Genomic DNA, 19,029 nt, shown 5'->3' on the forward strand with positions numbered 1-19,029 from the left:
GAGCTGGTAAACGTCACTGACGAAGCCAGTATGAAAGCCAACCTGAGAAAACAGATTGAAATTCATAACCGATTAGAAGCTACTCCGCTCACCGACGGCGAATTTAACCGTGTTTTTCTGCACTTGACCAAAGGTAATGAGGTAATCGATCGCGCCAGAACCTTGCGAGATCGCTACCAGTTATTGAGAGATGATGGTACAGAGAAATGGCTTAGCTTTATTAATAAAGAAGAGTGGTGCCAGAACGAGTTTCAAGTTACTCGTCAGGTTAAACAATTCAATGCCGAGCAAAACAGCCGTAAAACCCGTTTTGACGTTACCTTACTGATCAACGGCCTCCCTTTGGTACAGATCGAGCTTAAGCGTCGTGGACTGGGGCTAAAAGAAGCGTTTAACCAGATAGACCGTTATCATCGAGATGCTTTCTGGGTCGGTAGTGGCCTGTTCCAGTATGTGCAGATTTTTATCATCAGTAACGGCGTGGATACCAAATACTACGCCAACAACCGCGCCAATCATTTCGAACAGACCTTTTTCTGGACGGATGAACAAAACGAGCCGATTAAGTCGCTGGAGAAGTTTTCCGATGCGTTCCTGAAAGTGTGTCATATCGCCAAAATGATCACCCACTACACGGTGCTGAATGAAACCCGTAAGTGCCTGATGGTGATGCGTCCGTATCAGTTTTACGCCTGCGAAGCGATGATCCATCATGTCAGGGAAAGCCTGCATATTCCGGGTAAACCTCGCAACGGTTATATCTGGCACACCACCGGTTCAGGCAAGACGCTGACTTCGTTTAAGGCCAGTCAGGTCATCATGTCGGTGCCGGAAGTGGATAGGGTCATTTTTGTTGTCGACCGCCGGGATCTTGATTACCAAACAGCGAAAGAGTTTAACTCCTTTGCCAAAGACAGCGTGGACACGACCAATAACACCAGTACGCTGATTAAGCATCTGAAAGCCACTTGCAGCAAGTTAACGCTGACCACCATTCAAAAGCTGAACAACGCCATAACCCACGAAGATTATAAAGCACAGCTGGAACACCTGCGCAAAGAGCGCATCGTTTTTATCTTTGACGAATGTCACCGCAGCCAGTTTGGCGATACTCATAAAGCGATCGTTAATTTTTTTGAGAATGCCCAATTGTTCGGTTTTACCGGTACGCCGATTTTTGCTGATAACGTTAATATCACCAATGGCATCAAGCAAACGACCGAAAGTCTATTTGACGCATGTTTGCATAAATACGTTATTGTCGATGCCATCCGTGACGAGAACGTACTGCGTTTTGCCGTGGAATATGTTGGTACCTATAAGCGTAAAGAGAGTAATAATGAAATTGATATCGACGTAGAAGATATCGATACCAAAGAGGTGATGGAGAGCGAAATTCGGCTGGGGAAAATTACCGACTATATTCTGGCACACCACAACGCTAAGACCCGCAGCCGCGAATTTACCGCCATGTTTTGCGTCGGGTCGGTGGAAATGCTGATCGCCTATTATAAGTTGTTTAAAGAAAAACAGACTGCGCTTATGGCCGCAGATGCTAACTATAAGCCGCTGAAAGTCGCAACCATCTTCACTTATGCCGCCAACGAAGCGGATAAAAGCGATAAAGAGGCGGTGAACGGGCTATTGGATGAAGAAGATATCAGTCTTCCACAGGGCGGCAACGTGGATGTCTCAAGTCGGGATCACCTCGACAGCTTTATCAAGGATTACAACGAGCTGTATGGCACCAGCTATTCTGCCAATGACTCGCAGAGTTTTTATAATTATTACAAAGATATCGCCAAGCGTACTAAAGAGAAGGGTATTGATATCCTGCTGGTAGTGAATATGTTCCTGACTGGCTTTGATAGCCCATTATTGAACACTCTATACGTGGACAAAAATTTGCGTTTTCACGGTTTGGTGCAGGCGTTTTCTCGTACCAACCGCATCCTTAATGAGAAGAAAAGCCACGGTAATATCGTCTGTTTTCGCAACCTGAAAAAAGCGACTGATGATGCTATCGCCCTGTTTTCCAATAAAAATGCATCTTCTGTTGTACTGGTTAAGTCATTTGAAGAATACCTGAGCGATTATCAGGACTCGGTTGATTATTTATTGACCTTAACCCCGACAGTCGAAAGTGTGGATAATCTACCGGATGAACATGCCCAACTGGTATTTGTTAACGCATTTCGAGATGTGCTGCGCTTGAAAAATATTCTTGAAACCTTCGCTGATTTTGATGATGTGAGTAAGCCATTGTCTGATCAAACGCTGGCTGACTACACCAGTAAATATCTCGATATTTACGACAAAGTGAAAAAGCACTCCGGTAAAGAAAAAGTATCCATTCTGGATGAGGTGGATTTTGAAGTTTCTCTGATCCATCGTGATGAAATTAACGTCGGTTATATCCTCAAATTACTGGCAAATATTCAGTCAATGTCGCCAAAAGAGCAGCAGGAGCAGAAGAAAAAAGTGATGGAGATCATTGATAGCGATGTGACATTGCGTAGTAAACGTGAACTGATTAATGACTTTATTGAACAAAATCTTCTACGTGTAGCGCATGATGAAGATATCACCCAAGTGTTTGAAACTTATGTCGAGCGGGAAAAAAACAAAGCATTAGCGACACTGTGTGCTGAAGAGCGTCTGGATTTCATAAAGTTAACGGAGTTGGTGAATAATTATCTGTTCACCGACGTGATGCCGCGTGAGGATGAGGTTGCAGCAACGCTGACTTGGACGCCGAAGATTCTGGAACGTAAGACCGTTCGTGCACGTATATATGAGCGGGTGTGTAGCGTGATTGAAACCTTTATTAATGGGATTAGAGGATTCTGGCAATAAGATGGCTGTTTTGAGCAGCACTATCATTGATATGGCGTCATGTGTGTAACAACAAAAAGGTCAAAATAATAAAATGGAGATAATAAAAATTTCTGATATGGCACCAGAAATTGTAGGAATAGCCTCTAAATCTCTTGGGGAAAAAGTTGACGTAGCAAAGTTATTAGCCATTTTTTTCAACCAAGTGCATATTATTGAACGTTTCAATGTCTTTAACATTGAGAAAATTTCTGGCTGGGAAAATTGGTTTCAAATTGAGTTGGCCTATTTTTTACACCATCATGTCACAGTCCAGGATGGGGAATGGTGGCGAGAATTTAATGTTAAGTGGGATGGAATGCCCGCTGATATGGAAAGATGTAAGCCAGATTTTTGGCTCTGGGCTGGTGAAAAAGATAGCTTTTATCTTTTAGAATTAAAACAAAATGCTAATTTGTGTACAGCACTTAAGGGAGTAGAAGAGGATATTCAAAAACTTAGTACGTTAACTAATGATAAAAAATTCAATGCCATTGGTTATAAGAGAGAATACATCTGTAAAGGTAAATTTTTCGTCCTTGTTTCAAAAGGTAATCCAGAAAGCAGTAAAACGCCTGTCGGAGTTACTGAGGTTTATAGCGGTTCTATTGGAAATAGTGGTTATCACTTTGTTATATATAGCACCTGTGAGTAGGATCGCTAACACCGACAATTGTTATCATTCATAGTGGTGTGCTGATCCTGACGCTGTTGCGTTTTACATACTTCTTGGATTCGTTGAGCTTGGAACGCCTGCATCCAATGGAACAACTCCGATGTTTTTAAAAATTCAGGATTTATTGGCCGCTATACATTATTGACATTCCCCTTAGGGTAAGGTTTATCTTTTTAATATAACCCTAAGGAGAACACTATGAAAAAAACGTTAGTTTTCGCATCAATCATTGCCGGCACATTTGCTTTCAGCGCCATCGCGAATACCAATACAATGCAGGAGGAACTTAACGCATCAATGACAAAAATGCATGATGATATGCATAAAAGTATGATGACCGATAATGCCGATCAAGCTTTTGCGGAAGGCATGTTGGCTCATCATATTGGGGCGGTTGAGATGGCTCAAATAGAACTTAAATATGGCAAAGATCCGGAAATGAGGCAGCTTGCAGAAAATATTATCAAGGCTCAGGATGCTGAAATTAAGCAAATGCAAGAATGGATAAGGAGAAATAAAAAGTAATCTTGAATATTAATGTCATAAGGCCAGTGGAAATGCTATTTCTATTGGCTTTTTTTATTTAATTTGATGAAGTACCCTTTCTCCCTGATACGCCCCCACATAAATGCAAATGGTTGCCCCCGCAAATAAAAAATACCATGGCAGCTTAAACAAGCTTTTAGTTACGCGATCAGGGGATGTGGGTATTTTGGTTTTTTAACTAATGGCTTGTGATAAGCCACTTTTTGCTGAACCAAGAGAAAACAACCCCTGAAATAGCGCCGAAAATATGCCCTTCGGTGGAAATGTATTCTTGCCATGGTAACAAACCGAAGACAATCGCACCGTAGTAAATCATCACCAAAATCGCAAAGAAGAAATCCTTTGCCCGCCTCAGGAAGTAAGCATTAGCCAGCAATAATCCCCACAGGCCGAAAATCCAGCCGCTGGCACCAACATGAATGGCGGTACGGCCAAACAACCAGACCAGAATTCCTGCTGTAAAGATAATAAACAGGCTGGCAAGCACATAATAACGAATGGAATGCGTCATCAATAACGCGCTCAATACCAATAGTGCAGGAAGATTGCTGAATAAATGTTCCCAGCTACCATGCAGGAAAGGGGAGAGAGGAATACCGATCAATCCTCGAACATCGCGGGGAATAATGCCGAGATGGATTAATGATCCACCCGTAAAGGTATTTAGCAATTGGACGATGACAAGAATCGATGCCAGTCCTATCAGGATATGAACGCGTTGCTTGAACCATAGTGTCATCATGGTTTCCCTGTGGAAAATGCTTCACCGATAATACTGGCATAAAACCTTTAATGTTTCGAATAACTTCCCAATTATTGCCCCAATGCTTTATTGCGCATCGCAAATATTATTATTTACATAAATGAGATTTTGTGACACAAATCCGATAATTTGTTCTTTATCTCTCTGTCTTGCAGGCAGTCTCTTCGCTTCAAACATGCTGGTGCTATAGTCCATAAATAGACTTGCACCTTTCGCGATATTTTGTCAGTTTTAGTGATGTCAGTGTGTCTGACGAATATCTTTCAAGGCAGGGTAACGATGATGAAAAGAGTAGGTTTTATCGGCTGGCGTGGTATGGTCGGCTCAGTATTGATGCAGCGGATGGTGGAAGAGCGGGATTTTGATGAAATCAATCCGGTTTTCTTCACCACGTCCCAACACGGGCTTTCTGCCCCCGCATTTGCAATAAATAGTGCAATAAATAGTGCAATAAATAGCGCAGGAAAATCAGGCGTGCTACAGGATGCTTTTGATATCGAGGCATTGAGTGCGCTGGATATTATCATTAGCTGTCAGGGCGGGGATTATACCAATGAAATTTATCCCAAACTGAAAGCAACAGGTTGGCAGGGATATTGGATTGATGCCGCATCTTCCCTGCGCATGGATGATGATGCGGTCATTATTCTTGATCCTGTCAACTCTCAACATATTCAAGACAGTCTGAATAAAGGCATTAAAACCTTTGTTGGCGGTAACTGTACCGTGAGTTTGATGTTGATGTCATTGGGAGGATTATTTACCAATGATTTGATCGAGTGGGCATCGGTATCCAGTTATCAGGCAGCTTCTGGCGGTGGCGCTCGTCACATGCGTGAGCTGTTGGTGCAAATGGGCATGCTGCATCATCAGGTTGCAGAGGCGTTACAGAATCCCGCTGCCGCGATTTTGGATATTGAAAAACGTGTCACCGATTTCACCCGCAGTGGTGCATTGCCGACGGAGCAATTTGGCGTTCCTTTGGCGGGGAGCCTGATCCCGTGGATTGATAAGCAACTGGAAAATGGGCAGAGCCGTGAAGAGTGGAAAGGTCAGGCGGAAACTAACAAGATTTTGAATACGGGTCATCATGTGATCCCGATTGATGGCCTGTGTGTCCGTATTGGGGCATTGCGCTGCCATAGTCAGGCATTTACCCTGAAATTGAAAAAAGATATCCCGATCCCTGAAATTGAAACGCTGCTGGCTTCTCATAATGATTGGGTGCGCGTCATTCCGAATGATCGTGAACTGACGATGCGGGAATTAACGCCGGCTGCGGTCACTGGTACTCTGAATACGCCTGTGGGTCGTCTGCGTAAACTGAATATGGGGCCGGAATATTTGTCTGCCTTTACTGTTGGAGATCAGTTGTTGTGGGGAGCGGCTGAGCCGTTGCGCCGGATGTTGCGGATTTTGCTGTAGGAATAATTTAATCTTTATTGGGTTTGTGGAAACAGGCCGCCAATTGGGTAGATCAATTGGCGGTTTAAAGTTTTATTATTAATACTTTTTATTATCATGAAGTTTAACCATTTCCTTTAAATCGGTAACCGCCATGGTTTGGTGAGAATAACCAAGCCTTATTTTCGTTTGGCGTTAATGTCATCCTCATATTATCAGACTTAATAAAGCCCATTTTTTCATAAACTTTTGAAGAAAGTTCATCTGTTGCAAGTGTGATTTTCAATTTTCCATGATGACCTATTTCATAAGACATATTAACGGCTTTTTCCATCAGTAAATGGCCGCAATTTTGAATGCCCGGGTGAGTTATAAGGAAATTTACCTCAGGATAGTATGATTTTACTCGGCTATATAGAGAATAATATTTTCTCATTAGCATGACTCCGATAGGGTTAGTATTAATGTAACAAACAAAACAGGCGTGTATCTGAGTATCTTCAATTTTTTTAAGATAGGTTAATAATTTTTTAAGGTTATCTAAAAGCTTATATGTTATGCAGCATCTCATATCCCATAAATCTTCGCGTGTTTTTTCTTTTTTTTGATGTATTTCTTTTTCTCTTTCAGTAACATTATTAATGTGGTTAATCCATCCGTCTGTCCGGATTGATTGGTAAAGTTGAGTCGTTGCGGAGATCCCATCACTTATGTTAGTTTCTCTGACTACTGGCACATATCCGTTAATTAATCTGGGGTTATTATAATTAATGTTTAATTTCAATATATTATCAGGTGGTAAGGAATGGAAAGATTTTGAACGAGTTAAAGACTCTGATAGAAATTTGTGGATATAACTATCAACGGAGTTGTTTCGCTTTAGCATAATGAAGCTCCTTTACTTAATGCGAATGAATTTAAACGCTTTCTTGAAAGAAACCACCAATTTGATGGCCGCATACATATTGGCGGAAGTGAAATTTTTATCATTATAGATTTCGCTCATTAATAATCCACTGATGTTTTTAGCTGGTTTTTATTAATTCATTAAATTTTTTATAAGGAGAGGATGGCGTCTATTGTTATGTGAATGCAAGGGGGATAATTTTTTCAGGCGTATAGGTTGTCACCACATCCCAGATAAATCCAGGATGTGGATATAATAATTAGAAATATCAGATATCAATATTCGCCGCTTTCAGGGCATTTTCTTCAATAAATGCACGGCGAGGTTCAACCGCATCACCCATCAGAGTTGTGAACAGTTGGTCAGTGGCAATCGCATCTTTCACTGTGACACGCATCATGCGACGTGTTTCCGGGTTCATGGTGGTTTCCCACAACTGATCAGGGTTCATTTCTCCCAGACCTTTATAACGTTGGACGGAAAGACCACGACGTGATTCTTTGGTCAGCCACTCCAGGGCCTGTTCAAAGCTGTTTACCGGCTGACGACGTTCGCCACGTTCGATATATGCGTCTTCTTCAATCAGGTTTCCGATCGATTCACCCAGTTTGGTGATGCGGCGATATTCGCCACCGTGGATGAAATCGAAATCCAGATTGTAGTTGGTATCAACGCCGTGGGTACGAATGCACAGAATTGGCTCGAAAATTTGGCGTTCACGGTTTTCATGGATTTGATAGCTGTAAGTGCTGCCATTCTGCTCTTTATCATTCAGGCGAATAACCAGTGCACTGACCCACTCTTCCACTTTTGCCTGATCGTTTAAGGCATCTTCGGTCAGTTTGGGATGGTAAATCAGGTTGTTCAACAGAGCCAGTGGATACAGGCGCTCCATGCGACGAATGATTTTCTGGGTGGAATTGAATTCAGTTACCACGTTTTCCAGCGCTTCACCTTTCAGGGCGGGTGCGTGCGGGTTGATGTACAACGCTGCACCATCCAACGCGATGGACATCTGGTAGGCTTCCATCGCATCGTCATCTTTGATGTATTGCTCTTGTTTGCCTTTTTTCACCTTATACAGTGGTGGCTGGGCAATGTAGACATAGCCACGCTCGATGATTTCCGGCATCTGGCGATAGAAGAATGTCAGCAACAGGGTGCGGATATGAGAACCATCAACGTCGGCGTCGGTCATGATGATAATGCTGTGATAACGCAGCTTGTCTGGGTTGTATTCATCCCGGCCAATGCCGCAGCCCAGCGCAGTGATCAAGGTGGCGACTTCCTGCGAGGAGAGCATCTTGTCAAAACGGGCTTTCTCAACGTTAAGGATCTTACCTTTCAGTGGCAGAATCGCCTGATTCTTACGGTTGCGCCCTTGTTTTGCTGAACCGCCCGCAGAATCACCTTCCACCAAGTAAAGTTCGGACAGTGCTGGGTCGCGCTCCTGACAGTCAGCCAGTTTGCCGGGCAATCCCGCCAGATCCAGTGCACCTTTGCGGCGGGTCATTTCACGAGCTTTACGTGCGGCTTCACGGGCACGGGCTGCATCAATGATTTTGCCGACGACAGTTTTGGCATCGTTCGGGTTTTCCAGCAGGTATTCCACCAGCTTCTCATTCATCTGGGTTTCGACGGCAGTCTTCACTTCGGAAGAAACCAGTTTGTCTTTGGTCTGAGAAGAGAATTTAGGATCAGGGACTTTAACGGAAATGACCGCAATCAAACCTTCGCGGGCATCATCACCTGTGGCGCTGACTTTGGATTTTTTGTTGTAACCCTCTCTATCCATGTAGCTATTAAGGGTACGGGTCATCGCGGTACGGAAGCCCACTAAGTGAGTTCCCCCATCACGCTGAGGAATGTTGTTGGTAAAGCAGTAAATATTTTCCTGAAAACCATCATTCCACTGCATGGAAATTTCAACGCCAATCCCGTCTTTTTCTGTGGAGAAATAAAAGACATTCGGGTGAATGGGGTTTTTATTACGGCTCAGGAATTCAACAAACGCTTTGATTCCCCCGTCATAGTGGAAGTGATCTTCGGCATTGGTACGTTTGTCGATTAAACGAATCGAAACACCAGAGTTGAGGAATGATAATTCACGCAGGCGTTTTGCCAGAATATCGTATTCGAACTCAGTGTTAAGCTTGAACGTATCCATACTTGGCCAGAAACGGACAGTGGTTCCTGTCTGCTCAGTATCACCGACGACTTTCAGTGGTGACTGCGGCACACCCAGATGATAGGTCTGTTCGTGAACCTTGCCGTCACGGCGGATAGTCAGTTCCAGTTTTTCCGATAAGGCGTTAACAACAGAAACCCCCACGCCATGCAGACCGCCGGAAACTTTATAGGAGTTGTCATCGAATTTACCCCCCGCATGCAGCACGGTCATGATGACTTCTGCTGCTGAAACACCTTCTTCTTCGTGTATGCCGGTAGGAATACCGCGGCCATCATCCTGCACAGAAACGGAATTATCTGTGTGGATAGTGACAACTATTTTGTCACAATGACCTGCGAGGGCTTCGTCGATAGCGTTGTCAACAACCTCGAAGACCATGTGGTGCAGGCCAGTACCATCATCGGTATCACCGATATACATGCCTGGACGTTTACGGACGGCATCCAGCCCTTTTAATACCTTGATACTTGAGGAGTCATATGTATTCGACATCAACGTTTCTCGCTCATCTTAATCCTGTGGTTGAACCTCTATTTTGCCATGTTCTACGCGAAACATCCTGCTATTTACATCAATCATGTCTGTAACTTGCTTAGGAGTGATTGCACTGACAAACACTTGGGCTTGCGTAGATTTTAGACGCTCGGCTAATAACTGACGACGGCCGGCATCCAGTTCTGAGGCAAAATCATCAAGCAGATACAGGCATTTTTGCCCGCTCTGTCGGGTGAAATATTCACCCTGTGCTAACCTCAACGCACACATCAGTAACTTCAACTGACCACGGGACAGCATATCTTCTACTGGTGTACCGTCCGCCCTGATCCGCAGATCGGCTTTATGCGGGCCGGCCGCGGTGTAGGTTAGCGATCTGTCGCGCTCAAACTGCCGCGCGAGCAGTTCCGCATATTCACTCTCTTTGTCCCAACCTTGTTGGAAGCTGATACTGAGTGTGAATTCAGGTAAAAATTGTTGGCAGGTTTTTTCGATATCTTCGGCAATACCTGCAATATAGTCGGCCCGCCATTGGCTGATTTCGGTTGCCAGCGGGGCAAGTTCTCGATCCCAATGCTGGATTTGGTGGTAGCGGGTGACTTGTCGCAGTGCCGCGTTGCGTTGTTTGAGCAGCCTTTTCAGATTGGCCCAGGCCGCAAAAAAGCGAGGCTCATTGTGAAAACAGCCCCAATCAATAAAGGCCCGACGATATTTCGGGCCACCATTTAGCAAGGTGAAACCTTCCGGCGTGATAAGTTGCATCGGCAGGATTTTCGCCAATTCAGCAATTTTATGCCCATCACTGCCATCAATCCTGACTTTGCTGTCGCCTTGGCGATTTTTGCTTAAGCCCACCAATAAACTACGTTCATGGGGTTGCTGATCAAGTCGCCCATGAAGAATAAACTCTTCGCATTCATGGCGAATGACCCTTCCTGCCAGAATACTGCGAAAAGCACGGCCATGGCCCAAGGTATAAATGGCTTCCAGTATACTTGTTTTGCCGCTGCCGTTTGGCCCAACCAGAAAATTAAAACCGGTTGCCAGCGGCAGGTCAGCATCCGCGATATTACGAAAATCGCGGATCAGCAAACGCGAGAGAGTCATATCGATGAATTAATTCTGTTACAGGCGCATCGGCATCACGACATAAGTCGCAGCCTGACTGGCTGAATTCTCAATTTTTACGCTGGATGTGGCATCCGTCAGCAGGAGGCTCACTTGCTCACATTTCAATGCGTTGAGAACATCCAATACGTAGCTGACATTGAAGCCAATTTCCATTTCGCTGCCCTGATAATTGACATCAACAATCTCTTCTGCTTCTTCTTGCTCCGGATTATTGGCGGTAATTCTGAGTTGGTTTTCGCTTAAGTAGATGCGAACGCCACGGAATTTTTCGTTGGATAAAATCGCCGCCCGCGAAAAGGCCTGCTTAAGCATGTCACAATTGGCTTCCAACGTTTTATTGGGATTTTTGGGTAATACGCGGCGGTAATCAGGAAAACGGCCATCAACCAACTTCGATGTGAAGATAAAATCACCCACATGGGCACGAATGTTATTGCTGCCAATCTGCAATTGCAGCGGATTGTCACCGCCATCCAGCAGGCGCATTAATTCAATCACCCCTTTGCGGGGGACGATCACTGAATGGGACGGCAGATTTTGCCCGATACCCATGGAACAAACCGCCAGACGATGGCCGTCGGTGGCAACAGTACGCAGTTCTTCCCCTTCGGTTTCAAACAGCATACCGTTCAAGTAATAGCGAACATCCTGATGCGCCATGGAAAATTGCGTCGATTCAATCAGGCGTTTCAGTGTGGCTTGAGGCAGGGAAAATTCGACGTCGCTCTGCCAGTCATCAAGATTGGGAAAATCTGATGCGGGCAGCGTCGAGAGTGAAAAACGGCTGCGACCAGAACGAACGAGAATGCGATCGCCATCCTGTTCTACGCTGATTTCTGCCCCGTCGGGCAACCCGCGCCAGATATCAAAGAATTTACGTGCGGGGACGGTGGTTTTACCTTGTTCATGTGGCTGGGTGAGGGTAACCCGCGCCTTCATTTCCATTTCCAGATCGGTGCCCGTCAGCAGCAGGGAGCCCTCTGTTACCTGCAATAATAGGTTGCCTAAAATGGGCAGGGTAGGGCGGCCCCCCAAGGGACTGCTAACCTGCTGCAAAGGTTTTAATAATTGCTCACGTTCAATGATGAATTTCATAGCGCTAGGAAGATAATGTTCTGATTAAGTTGGAAAAATCTTCTTTGATGTCATGACTCTCCTCACGCAACTGTTCGATTTTCCGACAGGCGTGAAGTACGGTGGTATGGTCACGGCCACCAAAGGCATCCCCGATTTCAGGCAAACTGTGATTAGTCAGCTCTTTTGCCAGCGCCATTGCCATTTGTCTTGGGCGGGCAACGGAGCGTGAACGGCGCTTGGAAAGCAGGTCCGCAACCTTGATTTTGTAATATTCAGCCACAGTTTTCTGAATATTATCAATGGTGACCAGCTTTTCCTGAAGAGCCAATAAGTCACGTAATGCTTCGCGTACAAAATCAATCGTAATCGCACGGCCGGTAAAATTGGCATTGGCGATAACCCGATTCAAAGCGCCTTCGAGTTCACGAACGTTAGATCGCAGGCGTTTAGCAATAAAGAAAGCCACTTCCCCCGGCAACTGAATTTGATTTTCGTCTGCTTTCTTCATCAGAATGGCAACGCGGGTTTCCAGCTCCGGCGGTTCAATGGCAACCGTCAGTCCCCAGCCAAAACGGGATTTTAACCGATCTTCAACGCCATTTATCTCTTTTGGATAGCGATCTGAGGTCAGAATAATCTGTTGATTACCTTCTAACAGGGCATTGAACGTGTGAAAGAATTCTTCTTGGGATCGCTCTTTATTGGCAAAAAACTGAATATCATCGATCAGCAGGGCATCCACCGAGCGATAATAACGTTTAAACTCTTCTATCGCATTGTTTTGCAGTGCTTTTACCATGTCCTGAACGAAGCGCTCAGAGTGCATGTAAACCACTTTTGCATTGGCCTTGCGTGCCATAATGCTATTGCCGACAGCATGCAGGAGGTGGGTTTTACCCAACCCGGTTCCGCCATAAAGGAACAAGGGATTGTATGCGCCCCCCGGGTTATCAGCCACTTGCCTGGCAGCCGCTCTGGCGAGTTGGTTGGATTTACCTTCAACAAAGTTATCGAAGGTATGCTTGGGGTTCACATTGGAACGATAGGATAACTCGGGTTGGGCTTTTGCGTTGTCCCAGCTTGGGCGAACGGATGAACTGGACGGCACAGCCGCTACCGGCGCATCGGCAATGATTCTCTGGGATGGAGACTGGTTTAGCGAAACAGGCTTATTTCCTACTTCAAAACGCAGTAACGGTACTTCAGGACCACAGAAATCATTCAATAACAAATTGATATTATTAATATACTTCTCTCTTACCCAATCCAACACAAAACGGTTGGGGGCATAGAGAGCCAACGTGTTATCACTCAGTTCTGCCTGAAGGGGTCGTATCCACATACTGAATTCTGTGGCAGGTAACTCATCCTGCAATCGGGCAAGACATTGCTGCCAAAGCGAAAGTGACACGGCGAACTCCCCTAAAACAAGACCAATAAAAGAAACCGGAATAAAAGATACGTTATACTGGGCACAAGGTGTTATTCCTCTATTATTTCCTCATGGTATGGCGAGGAAGATAGCATGTACCCTTGTGGCGATTTTTAACTTCATCGCTCCCCAAAGATCCACATCATCTGCAATGGATGATATTGGGATCGGGATCAACGATCATAACGCAAAAGACGACACAAATCCTCATTCTTTTACACAGCTTTGACGCTTTTTATCCACAGGGAGATCACCACGCGTTAGCACTTGCGGAATATAAAGGCCCGCAAGAGATACTGTAGTGTAATCATGGCATATAGCAAACTTCATTTAGCCATTGTTTAAAATGAAACATGAAAAAAATGTGATGATTATGGATTAACAAGCAATGATCTGTGTATGATCCTTGCGCTTTATTACACAGTCCGTATAATCTTGCACCCTGCGTGTTATGCCAACGATTTTTTCCGGTTATGTCTGGTGAGGATTTGGGGTAAGCACTTCGGGTAGCAAAAGTCTGGCTATGTCTATGAACGATTGATTGAAGTAGAAAAATCCGACAGGAAGACAGTCAGGCACGCGTCATCTTAGATTGACTAAGGGTAGTAGATTTTATTACAATCCTGCCTCTTTCTCTATATTGATGTTGCGACTGAGGCATCGGTGTCTACTTATTTCTCACTGGTCGCCAACGCATTTGCTGAATCAGTAACAAATTTTAAGCTAGGTAGAAATCGCTATGAAACGCACTTTTCAACCATCCGTACTGAAGCGTAACCGAACTCACGGCTTCCGCTCTCGTATGGCCACTAAAAATGGTCGTCAGGTTCTGGCTCGCCGTCGTGCGAAAGGCCGTGCTCGTCTGACTGTTTCTAAGTAACAAAGCTAGCCAACTTACCAAGTGGTTAAGCTCGCTTTTCCGAGGGAGTTACGTTTGTTAACTCCCGAGCATTTCACTCATGTTTTCCAGCAGCCGCAACGGGCAAGCTCCGCAGAGATAACGATTCTTGGGCGCTTGAATGAGCTGGGGCATCCCCGCATCGGTCTAACCATCGCCAAAAAAAATGTTAAACGTGCCCATGAGCGTAATCGTATCAAGCGACTGGCTCGTGAAAGTTTTCGTTTAAACCAACATAAATTGCCTCCAATGGATTTTGTGGTTTTGGTGAGGAAAGGGGTCGCTGAGCTTGATAACCGTGAGCTAACGGAAGCTTTGGGCAAATTATGGCGTCGTCACTGTCGCTTGGTTCGCGCATCCTGATTGCTTTGATCAGAGGTTACCAGTTAGTGCTGAGTCCACTACTGGGGCCTCGTTGTCGTTTCAATCCTACCTGTTCCCACTATGGCATAGAGGCATTGCGCAGGTTTGGGATGATAAAAGGCAGTTGGTTAACAGTGAAACGCGTATTAAAATGCCACCCTTTACACGAAGGTGGTGATGATCCTGTCCCACCTAAAAAAAACGACGATAACAGAGAACACTAACGATGGATTCGCAACGCAATCTTCTTCTCATCGCTTTGCTGTTTGTTTCGTTCTTGGTCTGGCAGGCGTGGGAAAATGATAAGAACCCACAACCAACGGCCCAGATCACGCAGCAAGCAAATACTACGCTGAGTAGCGAAGCAAGCAGTGGGCAAAGTAAACTGATCACCGTGAAAACGGATGTGCTTTCATTGCACATCAATACCCGTGGCGGTGATATCGAGGAGGCTGATCTGCTGGCCTATCCAGATACTCTCGGCGCTAAAACCCCCTTTAAACTGTTGGAAACAACCCCCGAGTTTACTTATCAGGCTCAAAGTGGGTTAACTGGCATTAATGGCCCAGATAACCAAGCGGAACGCCCACTTTATCAAGCCACTCAGAATAGCTTTGTTTTGGCTGATGGCCAGAATGAATTGCGGATCCCAATGACTTATACCGCGCCAGATGGCGTTGTTTATGTCAAAACCTTCGTGGTAAAACGCGGTGATTATGCGGTTTCTGTTGATTACAGTATCAATAACGTCACCGACAAACCTTTGCAGATGGCGTTTTTCGGCCAGTTGAAGCAGAGCGTTGAATTGCCGAAACATCGTGATACCGGCAGCAGCAACTTTGCCCTGCATACCTATCGTGGTGCTGCATATTCAGCAGCAGATGCAAAATACGAAAAATACAAATTTGATGATATTACTGACGGCAAAATGCTTTCCGTGACCACCCAAGGTGGCTGGGTAGCGATGCTTCAGCAATATTTTGCGACGGCTTGGGTGCCGGGTGCGGATAAAACCAGCACATTCTATACCATTGACGCTAAAAGTCAGAAGATGGCAATTATCGGCTATAAGGGCGAAACCGTGAATATCGCACCGAATAGCCAGCAGAATATCGCATCGACTTTGTGGGTTGGCCCTGAAATTCAGGACAAAATGGCCGCAGTTGCTCCCCATCTGGATCTGACCGTTGATTACGGTTGGCTATGGTTTATTTCCCAACCCTTATTCAAGTTGCTGAAATTCCTGCATGAATTCATCGGTAACTGGGGTTTCTCTATTATTGCGATTACCTTTATTGTGCGCGGTATCATGTATCCGCTGACTAAGGCGCAATATACCTCAATGGCGAAAATGCGTCTGTTGCAGCCAAAAATCACCGCGATGCGTGAGCGTTTTGGTGATGATCGCCAGCGCATGAGCCAGGAAATGATGGCACTGTATAAAACCGAGAAAGTGAACCCGCTGGGCGGCTGTTTACCTCTGGTGATCCAGATGCCAATCTTCCTTGCGTTGTACTACATGCTGATGGGCTCTGTTGAACTGCGCCACGCACCGTTTATTGGCTGGATTAAGGACTTGTCTGCGCAAGATCCTTACTACATCCTGCCATTGCTGATGGGTGTGACCATGTTTGTTATCCAGAAACTGTCACCGACGACGGTGACTGACCCGATGCAGCAGAAGATCATGACCTACATGCCAGTCGTGTTCACGGTTTTCTTCCTGTGGTTCCCATCCGGTCTGGTGCTGTACTATATCGTCAGTAACTTGGTGACCATTATCCAGCAGCAGGTGATTTTCCGCGGTCTGGAAAAACGCGGTTTACATACCCGCGAAAAGCATACCCGCGAAAAGAAAGTCGATCTTAATAAAAAATAAGTTTCTTAAAATTGAGTTTTTTTAAAATTAAGTAGAAGGCGGCATTAGCCGCCTTTATTATTTCATTTTTTGCAAGATAACAGACTCAGGTTAAAAGAGAGAATTTCATGAATACCACCGATACAATAGTCGCTCAGGCCACGCCTCCGGGACGGGGCGGTGTAGGCATTCTGCGTATTTCTGGACGCAAGGCAGCGGAAGTCGCTCAGGTGGTATTGGGGAAATGCCCAAAACCTCGTTATGCCGATTACCTGCCCTTTCGTGATGTGGATGGCGCTGTACTTGATCAAGGCATTGCACTTTACTTCCCCGGCCCGAATTCTTTTACGGGGGAAGATGTACTGGAACTGCAAGGACACGGCGGGCCAGTCATTCTTGATTTACTGTTAAAGCGTATCCTGACCATTTCCGGTGTACGCATTGCCAATCCCGGCGAATTCTCTGAACGTGCTTTCCTGAATGACAAACTCGACTTAGCGCAGGCAGAAGCCATTGCGGATTTGATCGACGCCAGCTCCGAACAGGCGGCACGTTCCGCGATGAACTCCCTGCAAGGCGCGTTCTCCCACCAAATCCATCAAATGGTAGAAGCGCTGACTCATTTGCGGATCTACGTTGAAGCTGCCATTGATTTCCCTGATGAAGAGATTGATTTTCTTTCCGATGGCAAGATAGAAGCCAAATTGGATGACGTGATCGCAGAACTGGGACACGTTCGTTCACAGGCGCGTCAGGGCAGTTTATTGCGCGAAGGCATGAAAGTGGTGATTGCCGGACGTCCGAATGCGGGTAAATCCAGCCTGCTCAATGCACTGGCGGGACGTGAAGCTGCGATTGTGACGGATATCGCGGGAACAACACGCGACGTGTTGCGTGAACATATTCATATTGATGGCATGCCACTGCATGTGATTGATACGGCCGGATTGCGTGAGGCCAGTGATGAGGTAGAACGTATCGGTATTGAGCGGGCATGGCAGGAAATCGAACAGGCGGATCGTGTGCTGTTTATGGTAGACAGTATGACAACTGATGCCGTGGAGCCTGCCCAAATCTGGCCTGAATTTATGGCAAGATTGCCGGCATCCCTGCCCGTGACCGTCATTCGTAATAAGACCGATATGACCGGGGAAGAAACCGGCGTTGCAGACCTCAGCCACTATACCTTAATTCGCCTCTCTGCCCGTGATGGGCAAGGTATCGATTTTCTGCGCGATCACTTAAAAGAGACTATGGGTTTCAACAGCAATACCGAAGGCGGTTTCCTTGCCCGTCGTCGTCATTTGCAGGCACTGAATACCGCTGCGGAACATCTGCAAGAAGGCCATCAGCAGTTAGTTTTTGCCCGTTCAGGGGAATTGCTGGCAGAAGAACTGCGTCTGGCTCAACAAGCACTGAGTGAAATTACCGGGGAATTTACCTCTGATGATTTACTCGGCCGGATTTTTTCCAGTTTTTGTATTGGAAAGTAGTATTGGAAAATAATCGTGTAAAACCCACTGTCACCCTGTCTTTTTGACATAAATCCTTCCGTTTACCGGAGGGATTTGTGTTCTTCTCTGTCATTTCTACGTTTAATCTATTTTTAGCGCGTTACAAGATGAAAGCCATCTATTTCAACCAGCTATTTCAATATAGCGTCTATGATAAAGGCTCTAATGACAGTTTAAATCACTCAATAGCGTTTCAACATGATCGGGTAAACCGTGTTCCGCGCGGAGCGGGACAAGGTGACAAACGCTCACTATTATGAAAATTTATTTATGTGTTTTAAATAAGAATAAAATAATATAAAAATTCCCATGCCAATATTGATCCTTATTAAGGAAAAGTGAATAAGTGATTTTTATGGGAATTCTCTTATTGCGCTTGAATCATTTTCATTTTGTGGGATGAAGTGACTTATTCGGTCTGGTTATGTTTTATCAATAAATTACATTTAATATTTTTTATTAAAAACAGAGGGTTGGAGCAGGTGGTTATATTGGGTGGCATTCTTTACATGCCATTTACCTATCCTTTAATAAAGTGTTTGAAAATTAATTCCAAGCCTAATTATTTTTGTTATTAAAGTGGGTTTTTATTAATTGACAGCAATAAACCAGTTGTGAGATTTTAATATTCGTCTTGGCGTTAATTATTAATTTTTTAATTTAGAATAGGTATTATATGAACAAATATGTCTCTGCTGTATGCAAAGAGCTGTCCTCTATTCTTCTTGTCGAAGAAAATGAAATTAAAGAAAACGCTGCATTAATTAATGAACTGGGTGCTGATTCTTTAGATGTTATCGATTTGTCATTTAATTTAAGTAAAAATTTCAAAATTACGATGCCGACCAAAAGTGTTTTTGCTCATGCCCAGGAAATTCTCTCTGAGAGCGTATTGTCTGA

At 44.9% G+C, this 19,029-nt stretch carries 16 protein-coding genes; 10 read left to right on the forward strand and 6 right to left on the reverse strand.

Annotation, left to right across the window (positions count from 1 at the left end; genetic code table 11):
* From PSI17_RS12995 to copM, 3 genes are all read left to right on the forward strand, one after another.
* Window positions 1-2,856, forward strand: a 2,856-nt coding sequence (locus tag PSI17_RS12995; RefSeq protein ID WP_273552374.1) for a type I restriction endonuclease subunit R, incomplete at its 5' end; no start/stop codon positions are given.
* Window positions 2,857-2,929: 73 nt separating this feature from the next.
* Window positions 2,930-3,529 carry a hypothetical protein gene (locus tag PSI17_RS13000; RefSeq protein WP_273552375.1) on the forward strand — a complete coding sequence of 200 codons (600 nt, stop codon included), beginning with the start codon at window positions 2,930-2,932 and terminating at the stop codon, window positions 3,527-3,529.
* 219 nt (window positions 3,530-3,748) lie between these two features.
* Window positions 3,749-4,075, forward strand: a complete 327-nt coding sequence (gene copM / locus PSI17_RS13005) for a CopM family metallochaperone (protein ID WP_273552376.1) — start codon at window positions 3,749-3,751, stop codon at window positions 4,073-4,075.
* 199 nt (window positions 4,076-4,274) lie between these two features.
* On the opposite strand, the gene PSI17_RS13010 is transcribed toward copM, so the two are convergent.
* Window positions 4,275-4,835, reverse strand: coding sequence for a rhomboid family intramembrane serine protease (locus PSI17_RS13010; RefSeq protein ID WP_443256029.1), 561 nt, complete (start codon window positions 4,833-4,835; stop codon window positions 4,275-4,277).
* Window positions 4,836-5,141: 306 nt separating this feature from the next.
* Between PSI17_RS13010 and asd the strand changes: the two genes are divergently transcribed.
* Window positions 5,142-6,284, forward strand: a complete 1,143-nt coding sequence (asd, locus tag PSI17_RS13015) for an aspartate-semialdehyde dehydrogenase (RefSeq protein ID WP_273552388.1) — start codon at window positions 5,142-5,144, stop codon at window positions 6,282-6,284.
* A gap of 103 nt (window positions 6,285-6,387) precedes the next feature.
* On the opposite strand, the gene PSI17_RS13020 is transcribed toward asd, so the two are convergent.
* The 5 genes from PSI17_RS13020 to dnaA all read right to left on the reverse strand — a co-directional run bounded on the left by PSI17_RS13020 (window position 6,388) and on the right by dnaA (window position 13,475).
* Entirely contained in the window at window positions 6,388-7,149 is a 762-nt protein-coding gene (locus PSI17_RS13020) for a GNAT family N-acetyltransferase (protein ID WP_273552378.1), read from the reverse strand.
* A gap of 289 nt (window positions 7,150-7,438) precedes the next feature.
* Window positions 7,439-9,853 carry a DNA topoisomerase (ATP-hydrolyzing) subunit B gene (gyrB, locus tag PSI17_RS13025; RefSeq protein ID WP_273552379.1) on the reverse strand — a complete coding sequence of 805 codons (2,415 nt, stop codon included), beginning with the start codon at window positions 9,851-9,853 and terminating at the stop codon, window positions 7,439-7,441.
* Window positions 9,854-9,871: 18 nt separating this feature from the next.
* Window positions 9,872-10,963, reverse strand: a complete 1,092-nt coding sequence (recF, locus tag PSI17_RS13030) for a DNA replication/repair protein RecF (protein WP_273552380.1) — start codon at window positions 10,961-10,963, stop codon at window positions 9,872-9,874.
* An 18-nt stretch (window positions 10,964-10,981) separates the two neighbouring features.
* A complete protein-coding gene (gene dnaN, locus PSI17_RS13035) occupies window positions 10,982-12,082 on the reverse strand; it encodes a DNA polymerase III subunit beta (RefSeq protein WP_273552381.1) in 1,101 nt (366 codons plus the stop codon).
* A 4-nt stretch (window positions 12,083-12,086) separates the two neighbouring features.
* A complete protein-coding gene (gene dnaA, locus PSI17_RS13040) occupies window positions 12,087-13,475 on the reverse strand; it encodes a chromosomal replication initiator protein DnaA (protein WP_273552382.1) in 1,389 nt (462 codons plus the stop codon).
* Window positions 13,476-14,235: 760 nt separating this feature from the next.
* On the opposite strand from dnaA, the gene rpmH reads away from it, so the two are divergent.
* The 6 genes from rpmH to PSI17_RS13070 form a co-directional block, all read left to right on the forward strand.
* Window positions 14,236-14,376: a 50S ribosomal protein L34 gene (gene rpmH / locus PSI17_RS13045; protein WP_015836465.1), complete on the forward strand. Its 141-nt coding sequence runs from the start codon at window positions 14,236-14,238 to the stop codon at window positions 14,374-14,376.
* Window positions 14,377-14,397: 21 nt separating this feature from the next.
* Window positions 14,398-14,757: a ribonuclease P protein component gene (gene rnpA, locus PSI17_RS13050; protein WP_273552383.1), complete on the forward strand. Its 360-nt coding sequence runs from the start codon at window positions 14,398-14,400 to the stop codon at window positions 14,755-14,757.
* Window positions 14,721-14,981 (forward strand): membrane protein insertion efficiency factor YidD, encoded by a 261-nt coding sequence (gene yidD / locus PSI17_RS13055; protein WP_273552384.1) that lies wholly within the window; start codon window positions 14,721-14,723, stop codon window positions 14,979-14,981. Before rnpA ends, yidD begins: the two co-directional genes overlap by 37 nt.
* A gap of 2 nt (window positions 14,982-14,983) precedes the next feature.
* Window positions 14,984-16,636 (forward strand): membrane protein insertase YidC, encoded by a 1,653-nt coding sequence (gene yidC / locus PSI17_RS13060; protein ID WP_273552385.1) that lies wholly within the window; start codon window positions 14,984-14,986, stop codon window positions 16,634-16,636.
* A 107-nt stretch (window positions 16,637-16,743) separates the two neighbouring features.
* Window positions 16,744-18,108: a tRNA uridine-5-carboxymethylaminomethyl(34) synthesis GTPase MnmE gene (gene mnmE, locus PSI17_RS13065; protein WP_273552386.1), complete on the forward strand. Its 1,365-nt coding sequence runs from the start codon at window positions 16,744-16,746 to the stop codon at window positions 18,106-18,108.
* A 697-nt stretch (window positions 18,109-18,805) separates the two neighbouring features.
* The coding region (locus PSI17_RS13070) for an acyl carrier protein (protein WP_273552387.1) at window positions 18,806-19,029 on the forward strand (224 nt) is incomplete at its 3' end.

The sequence above is a fragment of the Xenorhabdus sp. IM139775 genome, from assembly GCF_028598745.1.
GTDB lineage: Bacteria > Pseudomonadota > Gammaproteobacteria > Enterobacterales > Enterobacteriaceae > Xenorhabdus.

Excerpts from the sequence above, each read along its gene's own strand:
- recF (WP_273552380.1), bottom strand. The coding sequence starts at position 10,963 with ATGACTCTCTCGCGTTTGCTGATCCGCGATTTTCGTAATATCGCGGAT.
- dnaN (WP_273552381.1), bottom strand. The coding sequence starts at position 12,082 with ATGAAATTCATCATTGAACGTGAGCAATTATTAAAACCTTTGCAGCAG.
- yidC (WP_273552385.1), top strand. The coding sequence starts at position 14,984 with ATGGATTCGCAACGCAATCTTCTTCTCATCGCTTTGCTGTTTGTTTCG.
- gyrB (WP_273552379.1), bottom strand. The coding sequence starts at position 9,853 with ATGTCGAATACATATGACTCCTCAAGTATCAAGGTATTAAAAGGGCTG.
- mnmE (WP_273552386.1), top strand. The coding sequence starts at position 16,744 with ATGAATACCACCGATACAATAGTCGCTCAGGCCACGCCTCCGGGACGG.
- PSI17_RS13020 (WP_273552378.1), bottom strand. The coding sequence starts at position 7,149 with ATGCTAAAGCGAAACAACTCCGTTGATAGTTATATCCACAAATTTCTA.
- rpmH (WP_015836465.1), top strand. The coding sequence starts at position 14,236 with ATGAAACGCACTTTTCAACCATCCGTACTGAAGCGTAACCGAACTCAC.
- asd (WP_273552388.1), top strand. The coding sequence starts at position 5,142 with ATGAAAAGAGTAGGTTTTATCGGCTGGCGTGGTATGGTCGGCTCAGTA.
- yidD (WP_273552384.1), top strand. The coding sequence starts at position 14,721 with ATGGCGTCGTCACTGTCGCTTGGTTCGCGCATCCTGATTGCTTTGATC.
- PSI17_RS13000 (WP_273552375.1), top strand. The coding sequence starts at position 2,930 with ATGGAGATAATAAAAATTTCTGATATGGCACCAGAAATTGTAGGAATA.
- copM (WP_273552376.1), top strand. The coding sequence starts at position 3,749 with ATGAAAAAAACGTTAGTTTTCGCATCAATCATTGCCGGCACATTTGCT.
- PSI17_RS13010 (WP_443256029.1), bottom strand. The coding sequence starts at position 4,835 with ATGACACTATGGTTCAAGCAACGCGTTCATATCCTGATAGGACTGGCA.